This is a genomic window from Aliamphritea spongicola (genome assembly GCF_017051665.1).
GTDB lineage: Bacteria > Pseudomonadota > Gammaproteobacteria > Pseudomonadales > Balneatricaceae > Amphritea > Amphritea spongicola.
Genome location: NZ_JAFIDL010000036.1, coordinates 1 through 402 on the forward strand (window position 1 = coordinate 1; position 402 = coordinate 402).

The following is a 402-nucleotide window of genomic DNA, read 5'->3' on the forward strand; positions in this document are numbered from 1 at the left end:
CAGACCGGTACCCGAAGTCATGGTCATGAATTCGTTACGGAAGCCGATCAGACCGCGGCTTGGGATCACGTAGTCGAGACGCACGCGGCCCTTACCGTCCGGATCCATGTTTTTCAGGTCGGCTTTACGCTCACCCATCGCCTGCATCACGGAACCCTGATGCTGCTCTTCGATATCCAGCGTCACGTTCTCGAATGGCTCCTGCTTGCGGCCATCGATTTCGCGGAAGATAACTTTCGGACGGGAAACCGCCAGCTCGAAACCTTCACGGCGCATGTTTTCGATCAGCACCGACAGGTGCAGCTCGCCACGACCGGATACGCGGAAGGCGTCAGCATCATCGGTTTCTTCAACGCGCAGCGCCACGTTGTGCACCAGCTCTTTGTTCAGACGGTCAAGGAT

1 pseudogene is annotated in these 402 nt (G+C 57.5%); it reads right to left on the reverse strand.

Features of this window, described 5'->3' with window-relative positions:
* Window positions 1–402: pseudogene (locus JYB63_RS22625) on the reverse strand (translational GTPase TypA); the annotation flags it as partial.